Source organism: Bradyrhizobium sp. NAS80.1, assembly GCF_001908205.1.
Classification (GTDB): Bacteria; Pseudomonadota; Alphaproteobacteria; order Rhizobiales; family Xanthobacteraceae; genus Bradyrhizobium.
Map to the genome: position 1 here is coordinate 42262 of NZ_LGHL01000140.1, position 16588 is coordinate 58849.

Consider the following 16588-nt stretch of genomic DNA (forward strand, 5'->3'; position numbering starts at 1 on the left):
TCAGTGGTTTCAGCCGTCGCAAAGAGTGAACAAGAGCTTTTAAAATATGGTTAACCACTGTTTACGAAACGTGGTTAACGAGACGTTCCGGTACGGCGACGGCAGTGGCAGTGTTCGGCCGAAGCGGACTTTCCCGGCCAAAAGCGCGGCGCCGTCCAGTGATGAGGCGAATTCAGGCAGCGAGTAAGTTAATCTTAATTGGCCGCCTTTAGGGGTTAGCAAGACGGAATCCGGAAGCTTGCCGGACGGGAGAAGGGGTTGCTGAGGTGACGAATGTCTAGTGCTGCCGCTCAAGCCTACGCGCGCGTCGCGACTGCCACCTCATCCCCGCGAGATATTGAAGCCCAGGCACTATTGAAAGCTGCGAACAAGTTGCATGTCGCGATGACCGATCCGGATGCGACCTATGCGCAGATGTCCGAAGCGCTGATTTACAACCGCAAGCTCTGGTCGATCTTTCTCAGCGAAGCTCAGCGCGATGAAAACCCGCAGCCATTGCACGTGCGGCAGAACATCGCCAACATCAGCGTCTTCGTGCTGTCCCAGACAGCGGCGTTGCAGATCAGCCCGCAGCGGGAGCACTTCAAGCCGTTGATCGAGATCAACCGCAACATCGCGGCGGGATTGAGCGGGCGCGCCTGAGAGGACGTTCCGAGCGAACGGAATTCAAGCGATGGCAGACATCTTTAGCATTCTGAGCAACAGCTATAAGACGGCGCCAACGCCGTCGTCATCGAATGTGAAGTATGTTCCGGTCGATTCCACCCTTTACACGGGAACCTGGAAGGGCACGTACTCCACGGGCGAGAAGTTTTCGTTCTCCATCTTTGACGTTCAAGGGTTTCGCGCCAAGGTCAAGTACCAGAGCGGCACGGGTCCAATTCAGTACCAGGACGTGCTGATCAAGGACAATTCCTTCCGTATCGGCGATACCAAGTTCCTGCTGAAAAAGGTCGGTCACGCGCAGATCAAGACGGTCGTCACCAATCCTGCGACCGGCGCGAGCGTGCTCAATACGGCCTACGCCGACCTGGTCTGATCGCGGCCGGACTTCGCATCGCGGCGTTCGGCTCACCGGTCAGCGTGCCGCGCCGGGGTAGTTAAAGTCTCGTTAACCAAATCCGTTTACCGTTTGGCAACGGAAGTGGCTTGGGCCGCAAGCAGGACGTTCGAAGTGGCTCCTGCGCAGTCGGCGGTGGGATTCCATTCGATGAACCTGGTCAGCCCGCCGGAGCAGGAGCCTTTCATCTCTCGCTTCGTCGAATGGGCCAGCCGAAGACGGCTTGTTCTTGGTATGAGCGCAGGAGGTAACAGCGATGGCGCTGAAAGTTGAACTGAAGCCCTTCGAGCGAATCATCATCGGTCAAAGTCTCATCACCAACTCCGATACGCGAACCAGGCTATTGATCTCTGGAGAGGCGCCGATCCTGCGCGAGAAGGATCTGCTGACCGCGGAGACAGCCAATACGCCCGTGAAGCGGCTCTATCTCTGCGTCCAGATGATGTACCTGGAGAACGATATTCCGAAATATCAGGAGCTCTATGTGAGCTTCGTCAAGGATCTGCTCGAGGCGGTGCCGAGCTTTAGAAAGTCGATCGAGGATGCAAGCACGCTGATTCTGAGCGGCTCTCTGTACAACTCGTTGAAGGAGATCCAGAAGCTCATCAGACGGGAGGAGGAGCTGCTGAAGCAGACCGTTTAGCTCTGCCGATCAGCCTTCACGACGTCAGGCGCTGCGATCGGTCGACAGCGGGCGTTCTGCATCGGCCTTGCTGAGGTCGAGCGCGTGGAAATAGGCACGGCGGCGCAGCATCGCCTCGTCCGGAAATTGCTCCACCACTTGGTCGTTCTTCTCGTTGACGACCTGGAAAACGAAGGATGCGGCGGCCTGGTCGAACACGACCTGACGCGAAACGTTCTGGCTAAACTGCAGATCATTGCGCGCGGCCGCCCCAGCGTCGCTCGCGCCGACGGTCTGGTGCGTGGGCAAATCGGTCCGCACGGCATCGTTCGCCGCCGCGCTCGACGTCGCTATGGGTAACGTAGCGACCGGTATCCCCACCGGTCGAATGCTGAAATCTGTACTCACGGCAGCCTCCTGGCTTTGCCCCCGAGTCAAATCCCAACCCGTCTGATCGCGCAACTATGGAACACCAGGATTAAAGGTCGGGTTAGGAAACGTACCTAACCGCGCGACGACGCAGCCGCGCGCTTTTTGCTAAAATTGTCGCGTGTTCTTGGCTTGCGCGCTCAGAGCGAGCGGCTGACCGCGAGCGGCGTGATGTGGCGCGGCCCGGGAGCGGCGCGACGCCCGGCCGCCGTGTAGGTGTTCGGCACGTTTCGCTTCTGGATCTCGGCATTGACGCCGCGCACGACGCCTTCGGAGACCGCGTGTGCGGTCGCGAGCACGGTGAGGTTGACCTGGAGCATTGCGCGGAACGCGTCGTGGTGCCGATGCAGCGTCGAGAGCAGCTCGGGCGCGGATTTCGCGAGGTCGGCCTGGTTCGCCTTCAACTGGCTGACGGCGCCGACATAGTTCCGCGACAGCTCCTGCTTCTGGCCCTCGAGGGTCATGGCCTCGCGGACGTTGCCGGCGCGAACGAGCTCGGTCTCGCGCTCGATCAGTCCGAGCAGCGAGCTCATCGCATCCATCAGGTGCTCGGCGATCTTGCGTGCCACGGCGCTCTCGGGCGCAGCGTTCGGGCGCGGCGCTTGCATCGGCCGGCGTGAGGCGTTGAAGTGGTTCATCTCGTTTGACCTTATGCCGTGCGGATCGTCTTCGCCTGCTGCAGGATGAGGGTGCGGTAGACTTCAGTAGCGACGCCGACGCCGCCGGCCTTGGCGAAGTTCTTGGAATATTGCTCGGTCAGCATCGAGCGCCACACGCCGGTGCCCGGCGTGTCGCCGAACGGGCCTTCGCCCTTCAGGCTCGAGGTCATCTGCGAGAACATGCTGTTGAGGAACATCGCCTCGAAATCGGTGGCGGTCTTCTGCGCCTTGGTCTGCTGCTGCGGCGAGACCTTCTGCAGCGCGGCGGCGAGCTCGAAATCGGGCCGGCCGTTGCGGCTCTCCACCGAGAAGGCGGAGTTCGAGAAAGCGGAGTTGACGACGTGCGCGGTATTGATCATGCCGGTCTGCATCACATCACCTCGATGTCGGCTTCGATTGCGCCGGCGGCCTTGATGGCCTGGAGGATGCTGATGAGGTCGCGGGGGCCGATGCCGAGGCCGTTGAGCCCGTCGACGAGCTGCTGAAGCGAGACGCCATTCTTGACGACGGCGAACTTCTTGCCATCCTCGGTGACGCCGACGCTGCTGCGTGGCGTCACCACGGTGCGTCCCCGCGACAGCGGGTTGGGCTGGCTGACCTGCGGGCTCTCGGAGATGGTGACTGTGAGGTTGCCTTGCGCCACTGCGACGGTGGCGACGCGGACGTCGCGGCCCATCACGATGATGCCCGAGCGTTCGTCGATGACGATCTTGGCGGCGAGATCTGGATCGACCTGAAGCTGCTCGATCTCGGTGAGGAAGGCGACGACGTTGCCCTTGAACTCGGGCGGGACCGAAAGCTGCACCGTCGAGGGATCGATCGGCTCGGCTGTCTTGACGGCGAGATAGTCGTTGATCGCGGCCGCGATCCGCTTGGCCGTGGTGAAGTCGGCGTTGCGCAGCGCGAGCCGCACGTTCGGCAGTCGATTGAGCGCGAATTCGATCTCGCGCTCGATGATGGCGCCGTTGGCGATGCGGCCCACGGTCGGAACGCCGCGCACGATTTTGGCCGCTTCGCCCTCGGCCTGGAAACCGGAGATCGCGAGCGAACCCTGGGCGACCGCATAGACGTTGCCGTCGGCGCCGAGCAGGGGAGTGACCAGCAGGGTTCCGCCGCGCAGATCCTTGGCGTCGCCGAGCGCGGAGACAGTGACGTCCATGCGCGTGCCCTGGGTGGCGAAGGCCGGCAGGTTTCCGGTCACCATCACTGCGGCGACGTTGCCGGTGCGGATAGTGGCGCCGCGGATGTTGACGCCCATGCGTTCGAGCATCGCTTGCAGCGACTGCTTGGTGAAGGGGATGTTGTTGAGTGTGTCGCCGGTGCCGTTGAGGCCGACCACGAGGCCGTAGCCGATGAGCTGGTTCTGCCGCACGCCTTCGATGTTGGCGAGATCCTTGATGCGCGAGGTCGCGGCTGCAGGCGCGACCGAGAGCGCCAGCGCTGACAGCGCGGCGCAGGCCACCCCAACGATTCTCACCCAACGAACGCCTGGCATCCTCTGCTCCCCGAGGCTCCTCAAATCTCGGACCGTCTGCGACACTCCCATGACGAGCTGGTCCGACGCTTTCCTTGCGAGTGCTGTGCCAACGCGGGGCGGCGGGGGTAGGTGATTGAATGAGTTGAATAAATCTGTTGCGGCCGGCGCCAGCAGGTGTTGTCCCTGAGGAGCGAAACTGCCGCATGGCGGCAGATTTTGCCGGGTTGTTTACGCGCCGTTAACCATAATACCGCGAAGGTGAGGCATCGATCACCTGGATTGCTGCGATGCGCATCTACGGACCGAACGGCACCACGCTTGGAACGCCGGCCAGCCAGGCCAGGCGGACGGGCTCCGGCACCTTCGTGCTGCCCGACACCTCGTCGGCGCAGGAGACGCGGGCCGCAGCGGCGCCGAAGGCCGCCGCCAACATCGACGCATTGCTTGCGTTGCAAGGCATCGAGGAGGATCCGGTCGAGCGCCGCAAACGTTCGGTCGCCCGCGGCAGGACGGCGCTCGACGTGCTCGACGATCTCAAGATGGGGCTCTTGTCCGGCAATCTCGACGCTTCGACCGTGATGCGGCTGCGCGATGCGGCGACGAACCTGAAATCGTCCTCGGGCGATCCTGGCCTCGATAGCGTGCTCTCCGAGATCGAGCTGCGCGTCGAGGTCGAGCTGGCGAAGGCCGGGCAGGCGTAGCGCCTTACGCCGCTTCTTCCTTCTGCTGCGAGTCGTAGCGGCGCTGGGCGGCAAGCACGTCTTTCAGATTTTGTTCGGCCCAATCGCGCAAGGGATCGACCGCCGCCGCCAGCGTCACGCCAAGCTGCGTGATCGAATACTCCACTGTCACAGGCACGGTCGCGATGGCGCGGCGTTTGATCAGGCCGTCGCGTTCGAGCGATTTGAGAACCTGGCTCAGCATCTTCTGCGAAATGCCTTCAATCGTGCGACGCAGCTGATTGAAACGCATCGGCTCCTCGCGCAGCAGCAGCAGGATCAGCACCGCCCATTTGTCGCCGACGCGATCGAGGATCTGGCGCGTGGGGCAGTTCGCTGCATAGACATCGGGTTTCATTGTCGGGTCCTCGCGATCCGTTCGTTCAGGCGCTTGCCGGTTACCTAGGCGTAATCAGGTAAGCACAAAGTGCTCTCTTAACACCAGCATCCTTTGAGATATCTAGTAACCATTAGTTACTATAGCAAAGGAGCCTCCCATGAAAATCGCAGTCGCCGGTGCCTCGGGCCGGGCCGGGTCGGTGATCACCAAGGAACTGTCCCGCCGCGGCCACGCGGTCACGGCTATCGCCCGGAACCCCGAGAAGATCGCGGCCCTGCCAAATGTCACGCCCACCAAGGGGGATGTGCTCGACCAGGCTGGTCTCGCCAGACTCTGGTCGGGGCACGACGTTGCCGTGAGTTCCGTGCACTTCCTGGCCAGCAACCCACTCAAGCTGATCGGCGCGGCGAAGGACTCCAAGGTGGGTCGTTATCTGGTCGTCGGCGGAGCCGGCAGTCTTGAGGTCGCCCCGGGCGTCGAGCTGGTCACAGCTTCCGGTTTTCCCGCCCAATACAAGGCTGAGGCGGAGGCAGGTTCGGCCTTTCTCGAGCTGCTGCGGCAGGAAAAGGAACTGAACTGGACCTTCCTCTCGCCATCGGCGCTGTTCACCGAGGGAGAACGGACGGCCAGGTTCCGGCTCGGGACCGACCAGCTTCTCGCAGATGCGAACGGGAAAAGCTGGATCACCTTCGCGGACTACGCCATTGCGCTCGCCGATGAGATCGAGCGGCCGGTCCATTTGAGGCAGCGCTTCACGGTTGGCTACTGAGCACTGAGCCGCCGCTGGAGCCTCGCGGATAAACCTTCTTGTGCAAGGGCTTGGGGGCGCCATCTGGGCGATCAGGGAAATATTGTCTGTCACAGGGCATAGCTATATAAGGCCCCGCTCAACGGGACCCCGTTCCGTTGAGCGAGTCGTTGCTTAGCTAGGTAGGCCGCCCTTGGAAAAGTTGAAAAACTATCGACCGACCGAAAAAGAGCCTTTCATGAACGACCGGCAGAAGGAGTACTTCCGTTTGAAGCTCCTCGCCTGGAAGGATGAGATCCTCAAAGAGTCCAAGCTCACCCTGCAGGCCCTGCAGGAGGAGAACGTGAACCACCCCGATCTCGCCGATCGGGCATCGTCCGAAACCGACCGCGCAATCGAACTCCGCGCCCGCGACCGCCAGCGCAAGTTGATCGCCAAGATCGACGCCGCGCTCCAGCGTATCGAGGACAACACCTACGGCTATTGCGAGGATACCGGGGAGCCGATCTCGTTGAAGCGGCTCGAGGCCCGGCCCATCGCGACGCTCTCGGTGGAAGCGCAGGAGCGCCACGAGAAACGCGAGAAGGTCTACCGCGACGAATAGAGTCCGAGCCGCAGAGTTGCGGCTCTTTGTTTTTGGAACCTGGGCGCCGTTTCGCGCCACAACTAGCATTTTGCCTGCTGCCAGCAGCCGTGCGCCTCAACGCGCGAGCACAATCGCGAAAAGTGAATCGCGATCAATGGGCTAAGGTCTATTCCTCCGAGCTCATGTGAGTTTGGATGAGAAACAGCCTTCACTTCAGGCGCGGGAGATTTTGCGAGTCGCATCAAAGAGATCGACCCGAATGCTGAGACGCCGATCAAATTGCATCAAGTATCGCGGCAATCACGCCTCGCGCGTCGCTTGAGAGTTCCCAAGTGCGCGTCGCCATAAAGCTTTGACCAGCTCAATATTTCCTTAAACGCAGGCACCACGCAGCGAAGGGAATTTGGCAATGAGCACTGTCCTGGTCACCGGCGGGTCGGGCTTCGTCGGCATCCACGTTGTCCTGCAACTTCTGGCCGCCGGCCATGCGGTGCGGACCACGGTGCGCCGGCCGGATCGGCAAGCCGACGTGCGCGCAATGCTGCGCGAGGGTGGGGCGGCTTCGCCGGAGAGCCTGTCCTTCTTCACAGCCGACCTCACCCGGGACGACGGCTGGCGCGGGGCGGTCGCCGGTTGTGACTACGTGCTCCATGTCGCTTCGCCCCTGTCGACCAGTGTGCCCAAGGATGAGAACGAGATGATCATCCCGGCGCGCGACGGGACGCTGCGGGTGCTGCGCGCCGCGCGCGAGGCTGGCGTCAGGCGCGTCGTCATCACCTCGTCGCTGGGTGCGATCGGCTACGGCCATTCGCCGCGCGACAAGCCGTTCGACGAGACCGACTGGACCAACCTCGATGGCGCCGACGTCCAGCCCTACGTCAAATCCAAGACGTTGGCCGAACGGGCGGCCTGGGATTTCATCGCGCGCGAGGGTGGCGGGCTCGAACTGTCGGTCGTCAATCCCGCTGCCATTTTCGGTCCGGTGCTGGGGCCGGATTTCTCCGGCTCGATCGAGATCGTCAAATCGCTGCTCGACGGCGCCATGCCGGCGGTGCCGCGGATCTATTTCGGCGTGGTCGACGTCCGCGACGTGGCCGACCTGCATCTGCGGGCGATGACCGCGCCGAAAGCCAGGGGCGAGCGCTTCATCGCGGTCTCCGGCGAGACGATGTCGATCCTCGACATTGCCAAAGTGCTGCGGCGGGAACTCGGACCGGGGGCGCGCCGGGTGCCGCGGTTCCAGGCCCCGGACTGGCTGGTGCGGCTGGCTGCAAACCGGATTCCCCGGCTGCGTGCCGTCGTGCCGATGCTCGGCAAGGTCAGGCATTTCACCAGCGCCAAGGCGAGGTCGCTGCTCGGTTGGCAGCCCCGTTCCACCGACGAAGCGATCCTCAGCACGGCCGAAAGCCTGATCCGCCTCGGCCTCGTCAAGCGCTGAGAGGACACCCACGCTTGTCAGGTCCGGACGGGAATGCTGAACTGCCGCTCTGAACAACGTAGCGTGGGAGGCGGCGCCGATGGACAACATTCTCGAAGCCGCAAAGGCGATTGCGCTGGCGCGCCGCAACCGTGCGCCACTCGCGGCGCTGCAGCATCCACCTGCCGACGAGGACGAGGGCTATCAGGTCCAGCGCGCGCTGCACGACCTTCTGCCGAAGAATGTCGGCCCGCTCGTCGGTTACAAGATCGGCTGCACCAGCCAGGTGATGCAGGATTATATCGGCATCCGGCATCCCTGTGGCGGCGGCGTGTTCCAGAAGGGCGTGCACGACAGCGGCGTGAAGCTCGCCGCTTCCGACTACGTCCGGGTCGGCGTCGAATGCGAGATCGCGGTGCGCCTGCTGCGCACTCTCTCCGCCGGCGAGGCGCCGTTTACAGCCGAATGGGTCGGCGAGGCGGTCGACGCCTACGCTCCCGCGATCGAGATCGTCGATGACCGCTACGTGAAATGGGAAACGATGGGCGCGCCGACACTGATCGCCGACGACTTCTTCGCCGCCGGTTGCGTGCTGGGTGAGGCGGTGCCGCGCTCGTCAGTGCCGGACCTGGGGGCGGTCAAAGGCCGCGCCATCGTCAACGGCGAGGAAGTGAGCCACGGCACCGGCGCCGACGTGCTCGGCCACCCTCACAACGCGCTCGCCTGGCTCGCCAATCATCTCGCCGCCGAGGGCAAGGGCCTGCACGCGGGACAGCTCGTGCTGACCGGGAGTTTGGTCAAGACGCTGTGGCTGAAGGCCGGAGATAAGGTGCGGATGGAGCTGGAAGGGTTGGGGACCGTCGAGGCGGAGTTCACCTGACGCCAGGAGTTCGGGGGGCGGCGCTGAACTCGCTGCCGCCGCACCATCGCCAAAATATATGCGGCCTCCGGCAGGGGAGCTACCGGAGGCCGCGTAGTACACCGTCGTTCGCGCCTAGGTTCGCGAACACGATGTGGGAGCTCGGGAGAGACTTAGAAGGGCAGCAGCACGTCCATGACTTGTTGGCCGTAGCGCGGCTGCTGCACGTCCGTGATCTGGCCGCGGCCGCCATAGGCGATGCGGGCTTGCGCGATCTTGCTGGAGTCGATGGTGTTGTCGCTCTGGATGTCCTCGGGCCGCACGATGCCGGCGACAACCAGTTCGCGAATCTCGAAGTTGACGCGGATCTCCTGCTTGCCTTCAACCACCAGGTTTCCATTCGGAAGGACCTGCGTGACGACGGCGGCGACGTTGGTCTGCAACGCTTCCTGGCGCTGGACCGAGCCTTTGCCGTCGGAGGAGGAGGTGGAGTCTGTAGTCAGGATGCGGCCGGGCAGGATCTTCAGGGGCTGCGTCACCGTCTGGCTGCCGATAAAATCTTTAATCCCCGAATCTTCCGTGGCGGTACGGCTGCGCTGGGTCTCGTTGGCGATGTTGGCCTTGTCCGTGAAATTGACCGTCACCGTCAGGAGGTCGCCGACCTGATGGGCGCGCTGGTCCTTAAAAAAGGCGCGGCTGCCGTTGCGCCACAGCGAGTTCGGATTGTAGGAGGCGACTTCCGGCTTCGGCATCGGCATCTGCACCGGCTTGTAGCCGGGCTGCGTCGTGGGGTTGTCGATCGCGGACAGCTTCGGTTGCTCGCCGATCTGCGACAGGCGATCGATCGAGGAGCAGCCGCTCGCCAGTGCACAGGTTGCCAGCAGCAGGGCCGAGATCGCGATGCGACGGAGACGGGAAGCCGAACTGAACGAGGACATGACTTACTCTGACTTGGCTGGAGCTTGCGAGACGTGAACTTGCGGGATCTGGGCTTGCGCAATCTGGGCCGGAGACAGCGGAGCCTCGACCAGGCTCCGGGCGAGGGCCGCGGCCGGCGTTTCGTCCCGCTTGATCGACGAAGTCTGTTCGACCGCGGGCGCCATTGGCGCGGACTGGCTGGCGCCCTCGACCGTCACCTGGCCGCGGCCGGTGACGACGCCTGTGAGTGTGCGCTTGGACTGCAGGTTGAGCACGCTGACGGTGTCGCCCTCGGCGCCGCTCTCCATCGCCTTGCCGCGCGTCGTGAGGTAGAGGCCGGGCACCTGGTAGATGATCGTGACGTTCTGGTCGCGCTGCACGAAGTCGGGCTTGACGATGTCGGCGACGCGGATAGGGGTGCCCGCCCGCATCGGCCGACGGAGCAGCATGCCGATGGTGCGGTCGCGCGAGGCGGGCTCGCCGGTGACTTCCGCCTTCGGCTTTCGCTCGACCGTGATATCGGAGGATTTCAGGAGCTCGGCGCGATCGATGTCGCGCGTCAGCACGGCCACTTCCACCGTCTCGATCGCGGTGCCGGTGAAGCGCAGCTTGGTCGGCGCCGGATTGCTGTCATTGCCGATCTCGAAGGCGATGTCGAAGCGGCCGCTGCGCGCGTCGTAGCGGGTTGCGACCGGCTGAAGCGCGCCGGTGTTGGACGCATCGAGATGCATGTCGGCGACGCCGCGGTCGAACGTGACGCTGATGTTGGCGGCATCGCCAAGGCCGAAGCGGCGCTCGAGCGCGGAGGCGACCGCATTTTCGAGGTCCTTGTTGGCGAGCGTGCGGGCGGGGCGGGTGACCGACACCTCCTTGATGTCGCCGGTCATCACGCCGATGACCTGCTTGGCGCGCAACACGCTCAGGACCTGCGCAACCGGCAGCGCGCCGGTGGTGCCGAGATCGGGCGAGCGGTAGACCGGGATCAGCGCGGCGGACCCGGCATTGTCGACGAGGTCGCCGACCCGTACCACGTCGGCGGTCACGGTGACGCTCGCGCGCAGCGTCGGCACGGCGATGACGTCGTCGGCGGCCTCTACCGGTAGCGCCAGCGCGAGGAGAGCGGAGATCGTGGCAAGGGTGGTGCGGATCATTGTCATCACCCTCAGCGGAACAGCGCCGTGGTCGATTGCATCATCTGGTCGGCGGCGCTGATCACCTTGGCGTTCATCTCGTAGGCGCGCTGGGCCGCGATCAGGTCGCTCATCTCCGAGACGACGTCGACATTGGCCTGCTCGAGGCTGCCCTGGGTGATGTTGCCGTATCCTTCGGCGGTCGCCGTGCCGTCCTGGGGCGGACCGGAGGAGGGCGTCTCGGTGAACTGATTGCTGCCAACGGGCTGGAGGCCCGCCTTGTTGATGAAGCGGGTCAGGCCGATCTGGCCGAGAATGGTCGAGGCCGACGAGCCCTGCAGCGTCACCGAGACCTGGCCCTGCACGTTGACGGTCAGGCCCGACGCGTTGTTCGGGATCGTGATCGTCGGCTGCACCGGGTTTCCCTGCGCGGTGACGATGCGGCCCTGATGGTCCGTCTGGAAGGTGCCGTCGCGGGTGTACTGGTAGGTGCCATCAGGCATCAGGATCTTGAAGAAGCCGTCGCCCGAGACCGCGAGGTCGAGATCGTTGCCGGTCTGGGACAGCGTGCCCTGCGTCATGCTGCGCGGGGTGCCGACGGTCTTGACGCCGCCGCCGATGTCGACGCCGACGGGCAGGATCGTGCCCTGGTCGGACGACTGGGCGCCGACGCGGCGGACGTGCTCGTAGATCAGGTCCTGGAATGCCGCAGTCTGCTTCTTGAAGCCGGTGGTGCGCAGGTTGGCGATGTTGTTGGAGATCACCTGAACGTTGAGTTCCTGTGCCGCCATTCCGGTCGCTGCGGTGTGAAGCGCCTGCATGTCAGTTCTCCCTCAGTCAGGCCGGAACGTCGGCGAGCTTCTCGATCGCCGATTTGTGGAGGTCGCTCTGCTGCTGGAGCAGGCTGGCGATGGCGGTGTAGCTGCGCATGATCTCAACCATGCGGCTCATTTCGCCGACCGAGTTGACGTTCGACTTCTCGATGTAGCCCTGGCGCACGCTGGACTTGGTGTTGGCCTGCTGGGTCGCGGAGCCGACGCTGTAGAGGTTGGCGCCGAGCTTGGTTAGCTTGGCCGGATCGTCGAACGAGGCCATGCGGATCTTGCCGCGGATCGAGTCGGTTTTTGCCGTGCCCTCGAGCACCGTGATCGTGCCGTCGGGCGCGACGTTGATGTCGTGGTCGGTCGGCTGGAAGGTGATCGGGCCGCCGGTGCCGAGCACGAGGTTGCCGTCGGAGGTGACGAGCTGGCCGGTGCTGTTGAGCGAGAATTTGCCGTCGCGGGTGTAGAGCTCGGCGCCATTGGCCTGCACCGCGAAAAAGGCGTTGCCGTCGATCGCCATGTCGAGCGGATTGTTGGTCGGCTCCATCGGCCCCTGGCCGACGTCGCGGAAGGTGCCGCGGTCCTGGACATAGGAGACGCGACGGTCGGAGCCGACGAAATTGTCCTCGCGCGCGTTCGAGTTGAGGTACTCCTCGAACAGCGAATGGTCGGCCTTGAAGCCGTTGGTGTTGGCATTGGCGACGTTGTTGGCGATGACATCCATCTGCCGTTCCAACGTCATCTGACGTGACAAGCCGATCAGAAGCGCGTTCTGCATCGGAAATCTCCCCTGAGTGAGATCTGCCACCTCGCTCTCCCAAGCGCCTTGGCGAACCCCGTGATCGAGACCGTCGGGTTCTCCCAAACCGCGGGGTCTCGGCACTCTCTCAGCGAAAGTCGTGCCAACTTAGAAAATTGTGTACTTTCAATGTATTGGAGATTTTTGGCCGGCGCGGGAAGGCGGCAGAAAGGTTCTGTTAGCCATGTTTGCCCGGCAGATTTTTCCTACCTGAGGCCCAATCGAAAGGTTCCGTTAACCATTATTACCGTAGCGTTTGCGTGCAAGAGGAGCGCATTGCGCTGGGGCATTTGTATCGCGTCACTGTCTGCCAGGAGGCTTCGCTCTTTCGCCCCTTATGAGATGAGCGAGCGCGATCGACCATGGCAGAGAATGAAGCGGAAGGCGGCGCAGCCGCCGAAGGCGCGGAAGCCGCTGCCCCGAAGAGCAAGTTCAAGCTGATCGTGATCATCGTCGCCGCGCTCGTCCTGCTCGGAGGCGGCGCCGCGACCTGGTTTCTGCTCTTCCGTCACGGCGACGACGAGCATCACGCCGAGGCGGCGCCCCCGCCGAAGCCGCCGTCCTTCGTCGACGTGCCCGACATCATGGTCAACCTCGCCGGCGCGCCGGGCGAGCGCGTGCAATATCTGCGGCTGAAGATCGTGCTGGAACTGAAGGAAGAGAAGCAGATCGAGGCGATCAAGCCGACGATGCCGCGCGTCACCGACATCTTCCAGACCTATGTGCGCGAACTGCGCCCCTCCGACCTCAACGGCTCCGCCGGCGTCTTCCGCCTCAAGGAAGAGTTGACCAAGCGCGTCAACGCGGCCGTGGCCCCGATCCAGGTCAGCGCGGTGCTGTTCAAGGAAGTCGTGATCCAGTGAGCATGACGGGCTAGGGATCATGGCGGGCACTGACCAAGTCGACCAGGATGCAATTGCCGCCCAGTGGGAGGCCTCGCTCGATTCCGAGGATCCCGCCGAGGCCGCGAAGGCTGCTGCTCAGAACGAATTATCTGAGACCATGGCCCTGCAATGGGCGGCCATGGTCGAGGACGGCAGCCGCGATCTCGGCACCGGCAAGAACTCCGGCGAGCGGGTGCTGTCGCAGGAGGAGATCGACAACCTCCTCGGCTTCACGGTCGGCGACGTCACGATCGACGACCATTCCGGCATTCGCGCGATCATCGATTCGGCGATGGTCTCCTACGAGCGTCTGCCGATGCTCGAAATCGTCTTCGACCGCCTGGTGCGGTTGCTGACGACCTCCTTGCGCAATTTCACCTCCGACAACGTCGAAGTCTCGCTCGATCGCATCACCTCGGTGCGCTTCGGCGACTACATGAACTCGATCCCGCTGCCGGCCGTGCTCTCGGTGTTCAAGGCCGAGGAGTGGGAAAACTTCGGAATGGCGACGGTCGATTCCAGCCTGATCTACTCGATGATCGACGTGCTGCTTGGCGGCCGCCGCGGCACGAGCCAGCTCCGCATCGAAGGCCGGCCCTACACCACGATCGAGACCGAACTGGTCAAGCGGCTGGTCGAGGTGGTGCTGGCCGACGCCGAGCAGGCGTTCCGGCCGCTGTCGCCAGTGACCTTCACGATCGACCGGCTGGAGACCAATCCGCGTTTCGCCGCGATCAGCCGTCCGGCCAACGCCGCGATCCTGGTGCGCCTGCGCATCGACATGGAGGACCGCGGCGGCAACATCGAGCTGCTGCTGCCGTATGCGACCATCGAGCCGATCCGGGGCGTCCTGCTCCAGATGTTCATGGGCGAAAAGTTCGGCCGCGACCCGGTCTGGGAGGGCCATTTCGCCACCGAGATCGTGCAGGCCGAGATCGCGGTCGATGCCGTGCTCTACGAGGCCGATATTCCGCTCAAGCAGCTGATGCGGCTGAAGGTCGGCGACACCCTGCCGCTGGACATGCGCGCGGACGCCAACGTGACCGTGCGCTGCGGCGACGTCACCCTGACCGAGGGACGGATGGGCCGGGTCGGCGACCGCGTCGCGATTCGGGTGACGAAACCCTTGCGCAAGCCAAGTACGACACTTGCGATGTTTGAGAAGGTGGACGAGCAGAACAAGATGATGGAGGCCCCATGAACCACTCCCTTGGAATGGCGATCGAAACGCTGGTGGCTATCCTGCTGATGCTCACCATCGGCTATTGCATCCTGCTCAACAAGCGCCTGACCCGGCTCAAGGCCGACGAGCATTCGCTGAAGGCGGTCATCGCCGAGCTGATCACCGCCACCGAGATCGCCGAACGCGCGATCGGCGGGCTGAAGCTGGCGGTGCGCGACGTCAACGAGAACCTCGGCAGCCAGCTTGCGGCGGCGACGCAAATGTCCGACCAGCTCTACAAGCAGCTCGGCGAAGCCGACAACGTGGTGCGGCGCCTGTCCAAGATCGCGATTGCCGCGCGCCCCGTGACCAGTCCGGAAACGGTTGCGGCGGCCGTGGCCAAGCCCTCGTCCGCGAAGGCGGTTGCGGCTGCGGCCGAAGCATTCTCCGAGCGCCGGCGATCCAACGGTCTTGCCGCATGAAGTCAGGGCATGAAGTCCTTTCGTAACATCCGCGTCATACCGGTCGTCCTGGTTGCCGTCGCAGGCCTCGCCATGCTCAAGGTGGCGGGCCTCGTGGTCAATGGCGGCTATGTCTTCGACTACCAGCCGAGCCAGACCAAGAAATCCTGGGCCCAGGAAAATCTGAACTTCCCGACCGGCCGCGACGACCCGGATATCACCGGGTCGACCCATGGCGCAGCGAAGGAGCCGCCGAAGCCGGCTGCTCCCGAGACCAAGCCCGAAGGCAGCGCGGTCAAGATGGACGAGGCCCAGCCGCAAGTCTCCGCCTCGGAGCGCGCGATCCTGGAACGCTTGCAGGCGCGCCGCCAGGAGATCGAGGCCCGCCAGCGCGAGATCGACATCCGCGAGAGCCTGCTGAAGTCGGCCGAAAAGCGCATCGAGAACAAGGTCGAGGAGATGAAGGCGGTGGAATCCCGCATTTCCACGACCCAGGCCGAGCAGAAGGCCGCCGAAGCCCAGCGCATGAAGGGCCTCGTGATTATGTATGAGAGCATGAAGCCCAAGGACGCCGCGCGGGTGTTCGACCGGCTCGAAATGGGCGTGTTGATCGAGATCGCCTCGCAAATCGCGCCGCGCAAGATGTCGGACATCCTCGGCCTGATGTCGCCCGAGGCCGCCGAGCGGCTGACGGTGGAGATGGCCCGCCGCGCCAATGGCGGCGGAGATCAATCGGCCTCGGCCGGCGACCTGCCCAAGATCGACGGCAAGCCGACGCAAAAGCCGAATTGAGGGCGCAAACTTAAGGAGTCCTTGGTTTGAAGGCCATCGGCTCCTGTCATAAACTAGGACGTGGCCGAAATCGGCTTCACCCGCTTGAACGTCTTCAAGGAGATGAATGAGGCCAGCTCGATTCTTGATGAGAAGGCCACGTTCCCTGATCTCGATAGGTTCGAATAATCGTCGAATTATGCGCGTGCGCAAGGGCGGCAATCACCCCGGCCTGATTCCGGATTGAGTGTTGTTGCCGTTCGGTTGACATACGAACGCACTGGACGGCTCGACACATCTTTTGAGCTGTTGGAAGGTGGGACATTCGAACGACGAGTTCGTTGCCCATGGATCAACCGCGCCGTACCCCTAAGACGCGTATATTGGCTTCCAATCAAGTGTGCCGGCAATCGCGTGGCGAATGGCGCGGCGCGGTCCAGCCTGCACTGGGCAAAGTTGCAATTGCTACACCTCGACGATTCCTTGGAGCGCGACAGCGCTCCCGTACTGCGGGATGGGGGTGGACGGCCGGCACTAGCCAATTGTCCAATGTGGCTAAAAGTGAGCATCAAACTGTCGCGCATTGATTGACGTTGTAAACCGACCTTCCTTTAGGCTGTACATTTCGAAATGTTTCTGATTGTTTCTGTCTTTGTCGTGCAACCAGAAACTTCGGGATCGACTTGCCGTGAGCTTGATGCAGAGACTGCGGAAGAGGCTCTTTCC

General features: G+C 63.4%; 21 protein-coding genes. 12 read left to right on the forward strand and 9 right to left on the reverse strand.

What is annotated here, in order from left to right:
* The first annotated feature begins 273 nt into the window (after positions 1-273).
* From flaF to flbT, 3 genes are all read left to right on the forward strand, one after another.
* Complete coding sequence (gene flaF / locus AC629_RS29660; protein ID WP_084808397.1) at positions 274-642, forward strand: flagellar biosynthesis regulator FlaF; 369 nt, start codon at positions 274-276, stop codon at positions 640-642.
* 31 nt (positions 643-673) lie between these two features.
* Positions 674-1039: a hypothetical protein gene (locus AC629_RS29665; RefSeq protein WP_084808398.1), complete on the forward strand. Its 366-nt coding sequence runs from the start codon at positions 674-676 to the stop codon at positions 1037-1039.
* A 277-nt stretch (positions 1040-1316) separates the two neighbouring features.
* The gene (gene flbT, locus AC629_RS29670; RefSeq protein ID WP_084808399.1) at positions 1317-1703 is read left to right on the forward strand and encodes a flagellar biosynthesis repressor FlbT; all 387 of its coding nucleotides are present in this window, start codon (positions 1317-1319) and stop codon (positions 1701-1703) included.
* Between the two features lie 24 nt (positions 1704-1727).
* Here the strand turns inward: flbT and AC629_RS29675 are convergent, their stop codons facing one another.
* The 4 genes from AC629_RS29675 to AC629_RS29690 form a co-directional block, all read right to left on the reverse strand.
* A complete protein-coding gene (locus tag AC629_RS29675; protein ID WP_084808400.1) occupies positions 1728-2090 on the reverse strand; it encodes a hypothetical protein in 363 nt (120 codons plus the stop codon).
* 161 nt (positions 2091-2251) lie between these two features.
* Positions 2252-2749 carry a hypothetical protein gene (locus tag AC629_RS29680; protein ID WP_084808401.1) on the reverse strand — a complete coding sequence of 166 codons (498 nt, stop codon included), beginning with the start codon at positions 2747-2749 and terminating at the stop codon, positions 2252-2254.
* An 11-nt stretch (positions 2750-2760) separates the two neighbouring features.
* Entirely contained in the window at positions 2761-3141 is a 381-nt protein-coding gene (flgJ, locus tag AC629_RS29685; RefSeq protein WP_084808402.1) for a flagellar assembly peptidoglycan hydrolase FlgJ, read from the reverse strand.
* A complete protein-coding gene (locus AC629_RS29690; RefSeq protein ID WP_084808403.1) occupies positions 3141-4265 on the reverse strand; it encodes a flagellar basal body P-ring protein FlgI in 1125 nt (374 codons plus the stop codon). Before AC629_RS29690 ends, flgJ begins: the two co-directional genes overlap by 1 nt.
* A 269-nt stretch (positions 4266-4534) precedes the next feature.
* Here AC629_RS29690 and AC629_RS29695 point away from each other — a divergent pair, with 269 nt between their 5' ends.
* On the forward strand, positions 4535-4948 hold the full coding sequence (locus AC629_RS29695) for a flagellar assembly protein FliX (RefSeq protein WP_084808404.1): 414 nt from the start codon (positions 4535-4537) through the stop codon (positions 4946-4948).
* A gap of 4 nt (positions 4949-4952) precedes the next feature.
* On the opposite strand, the gene AC629_RS29700 is transcribed toward AC629_RS29695, so the two are convergent.
* On the reverse strand, positions 4953-5324 hold the full coding sequence (locus AC629_RS29700; RefSeq protein ID WP_084808405.1) for a winged helix-turn-helix transcriptional regulator: 372 nt from the start codon (positions 5322-5324) through the stop codon (positions 4953-4955).
* A 139-nt stretch (positions 5325-5463) separates the two neighbouring features.
* On the opposite strand from AC629_RS29700, the gene AC629_RS29705 reads away from it, so the two are divergent.
* From AC629_RS29705 to AC629_RS29720, 4 genes are all read left to right on the forward strand, one after another.
* The gene (locus AC629_RS29705) at positions 5464-6075 is read left to right on the forward strand and encodes an NAD(P)-dependent oxidoreductase (RefSeq protein ID WP_084808406.1); all 612 of its coding nucleotides are present in this window, start codon (positions 5464-5466) and stop codon (positions 6073-6075) included.
* A 217-nt stretch (positions 6076-6292) separates the two neighbouring features.
* Positions 6293-6658 carry an RNA polymerase-binding protein DksA gene (gene dksA / locus AC629_RS29710; protein WP_008554760.1) on the forward strand — a complete coding sequence of 122 codons (366 nt, stop codon included), beginning with the start codon at positions 6293-6295 and terminating at the stop codon, positions 6656-6658.
* A 391-nt stretch (positions 6659-7049) separates the two neighbouring features.
* Positions 7050-8078: an SDR family oxidoreductase gene (locus AC629_RS29715; RefSeq protein ID WP_084808407.1), complete on the forward strand. Its 1029-nt coding sequence runs from the start codon at positions 7050-7052 to the stop codon at positions 8076-8078.
* 79 nt (positions 8079-8157) lie between these two features.
* Positions 8158-8937 carry a 2-keto-4-pentenoate hydratase gene (locus tag AC629_RS29720; RefSeq protein WP_084808408.1) on the forward strand — a complete coding sequence of 260 codons (780 nt, stop codon included), beginning with the start codon at positions 8158-8160 and terminating at the stop codon, positions 8935-8937.
* A gap of 152 nt (positions 8938-9089) precedes the next feature.
* Here the strand turns inward: AC629_RS29720 and flgH are convergent, their stop codons facing one another.
* From flgH to flgF, 4 genes are read right to left on the reverse strand one after another with little or no spacing between them, the layout of a single operon-like run.
* Positions 9090-9854 (reverse strand): flagellar basal body L-ring protein FlgH, encoded by a 765-nt coding sequence (gene flgH, locus AC629_RS29725; protein ID WP_084808409.1) that lies wholly within the window; start codon positions 9852-9854, stop codon positions 9090-9092.
* 3 nt (positions 9855-9857) lie between these two features.
* Positions 9858-10985: a flagellar basal body P-ring formation chaperone FlgA gene (flgA, locus tag AC629_RS29730; RefSeq protein WP_084808410.1), complete on the reverse strand. Its 1128-nt coding sequence runs from the start codon at positions 10983-10985 to the stop codon at positions 9858-9860.
* 11 nt (positions 10986-10996) lie between these two features.
* Complete coding sequence (gene flgG / locus AC629_RS29735) at positions 10997-11785, reverse strand: flagellar basal-body rod protein FlgG (RefSeq protein ID WP_084808411.1); 789 nt, start codon at positions 11783-11785, stop codon at positions 10997-10999.
* 16 nt (positions 11786-11801) lie between these two features.
* Positions 11802-12563, reverse strand: a complete 762-nt coding sequence (gene flgF, locus AC629_RS29740; RefSeq protein WP_084808412.1) for a flagellar basal-body rod protein FlgF — start codon at positions 12561-12563, stop codon at positions 11802-11804.
* Positions 12564-12946: 383 nt separating this feature from the next.
* Between flgF and fliL the strand changes: the two genes are divergently transcribed.
* From fliL to AC629_RS29760, 4 genes are read left to right on the forward strand one after another with little or no spacing between them, the layout of a single operon-like run.
* Positions 12947-13447 (forward strand): flagellar basal body-associated protein FliL, encoded by a 501-nt coding sequence (gene fliL, locus AC629_RS29745; RefSeq protein ID WP_084808413.1) that lies wholly within the window; start codon positions 12947-12949, stop codon positions 13445-13447.
* Positions 13448-13466: 19 nt separating this feature from the next.
* Positions 13467-14669: a flagellar motor switch protein FliM gene (gene fliM / locus AC629_RS29750; RefSeq protein ID WP_084808414.1), complete on the forward strand. Its 1203-nt coding sequence runs from the start codon at positions 13467-13469 to the stop codon at positions 14667-14669.
* Positions 14666-15112, forward strand: coding sequence for a DUF6468 domain-containing protein (locus tag AC629_RS29755; RefSeq protein WP_084808415.1), 447 nt, complete (start codon positions 14666-14668; stop codon positions 15110-15112). Before fliM ends, AC629_RS29755 begins: the two co-directional genes overlap by 4 nt.
* A gap of 9 nt (positions 15113-15121) precedes the next feature.
* Positions 15122-15883 carry a MotE family protein gene (locus AC629_RS29760; protein WP_084808416.1) on the forward strand — a complete coding sequence of 254 codons (762 nt, stop codon included), beginning with the start codon at positions 15122-15124 and terminating at the stop codon, positions 15881-15883.
* The last annotated feature ends 705 nt before the right edge of the window (positions 15884-16588 follow it).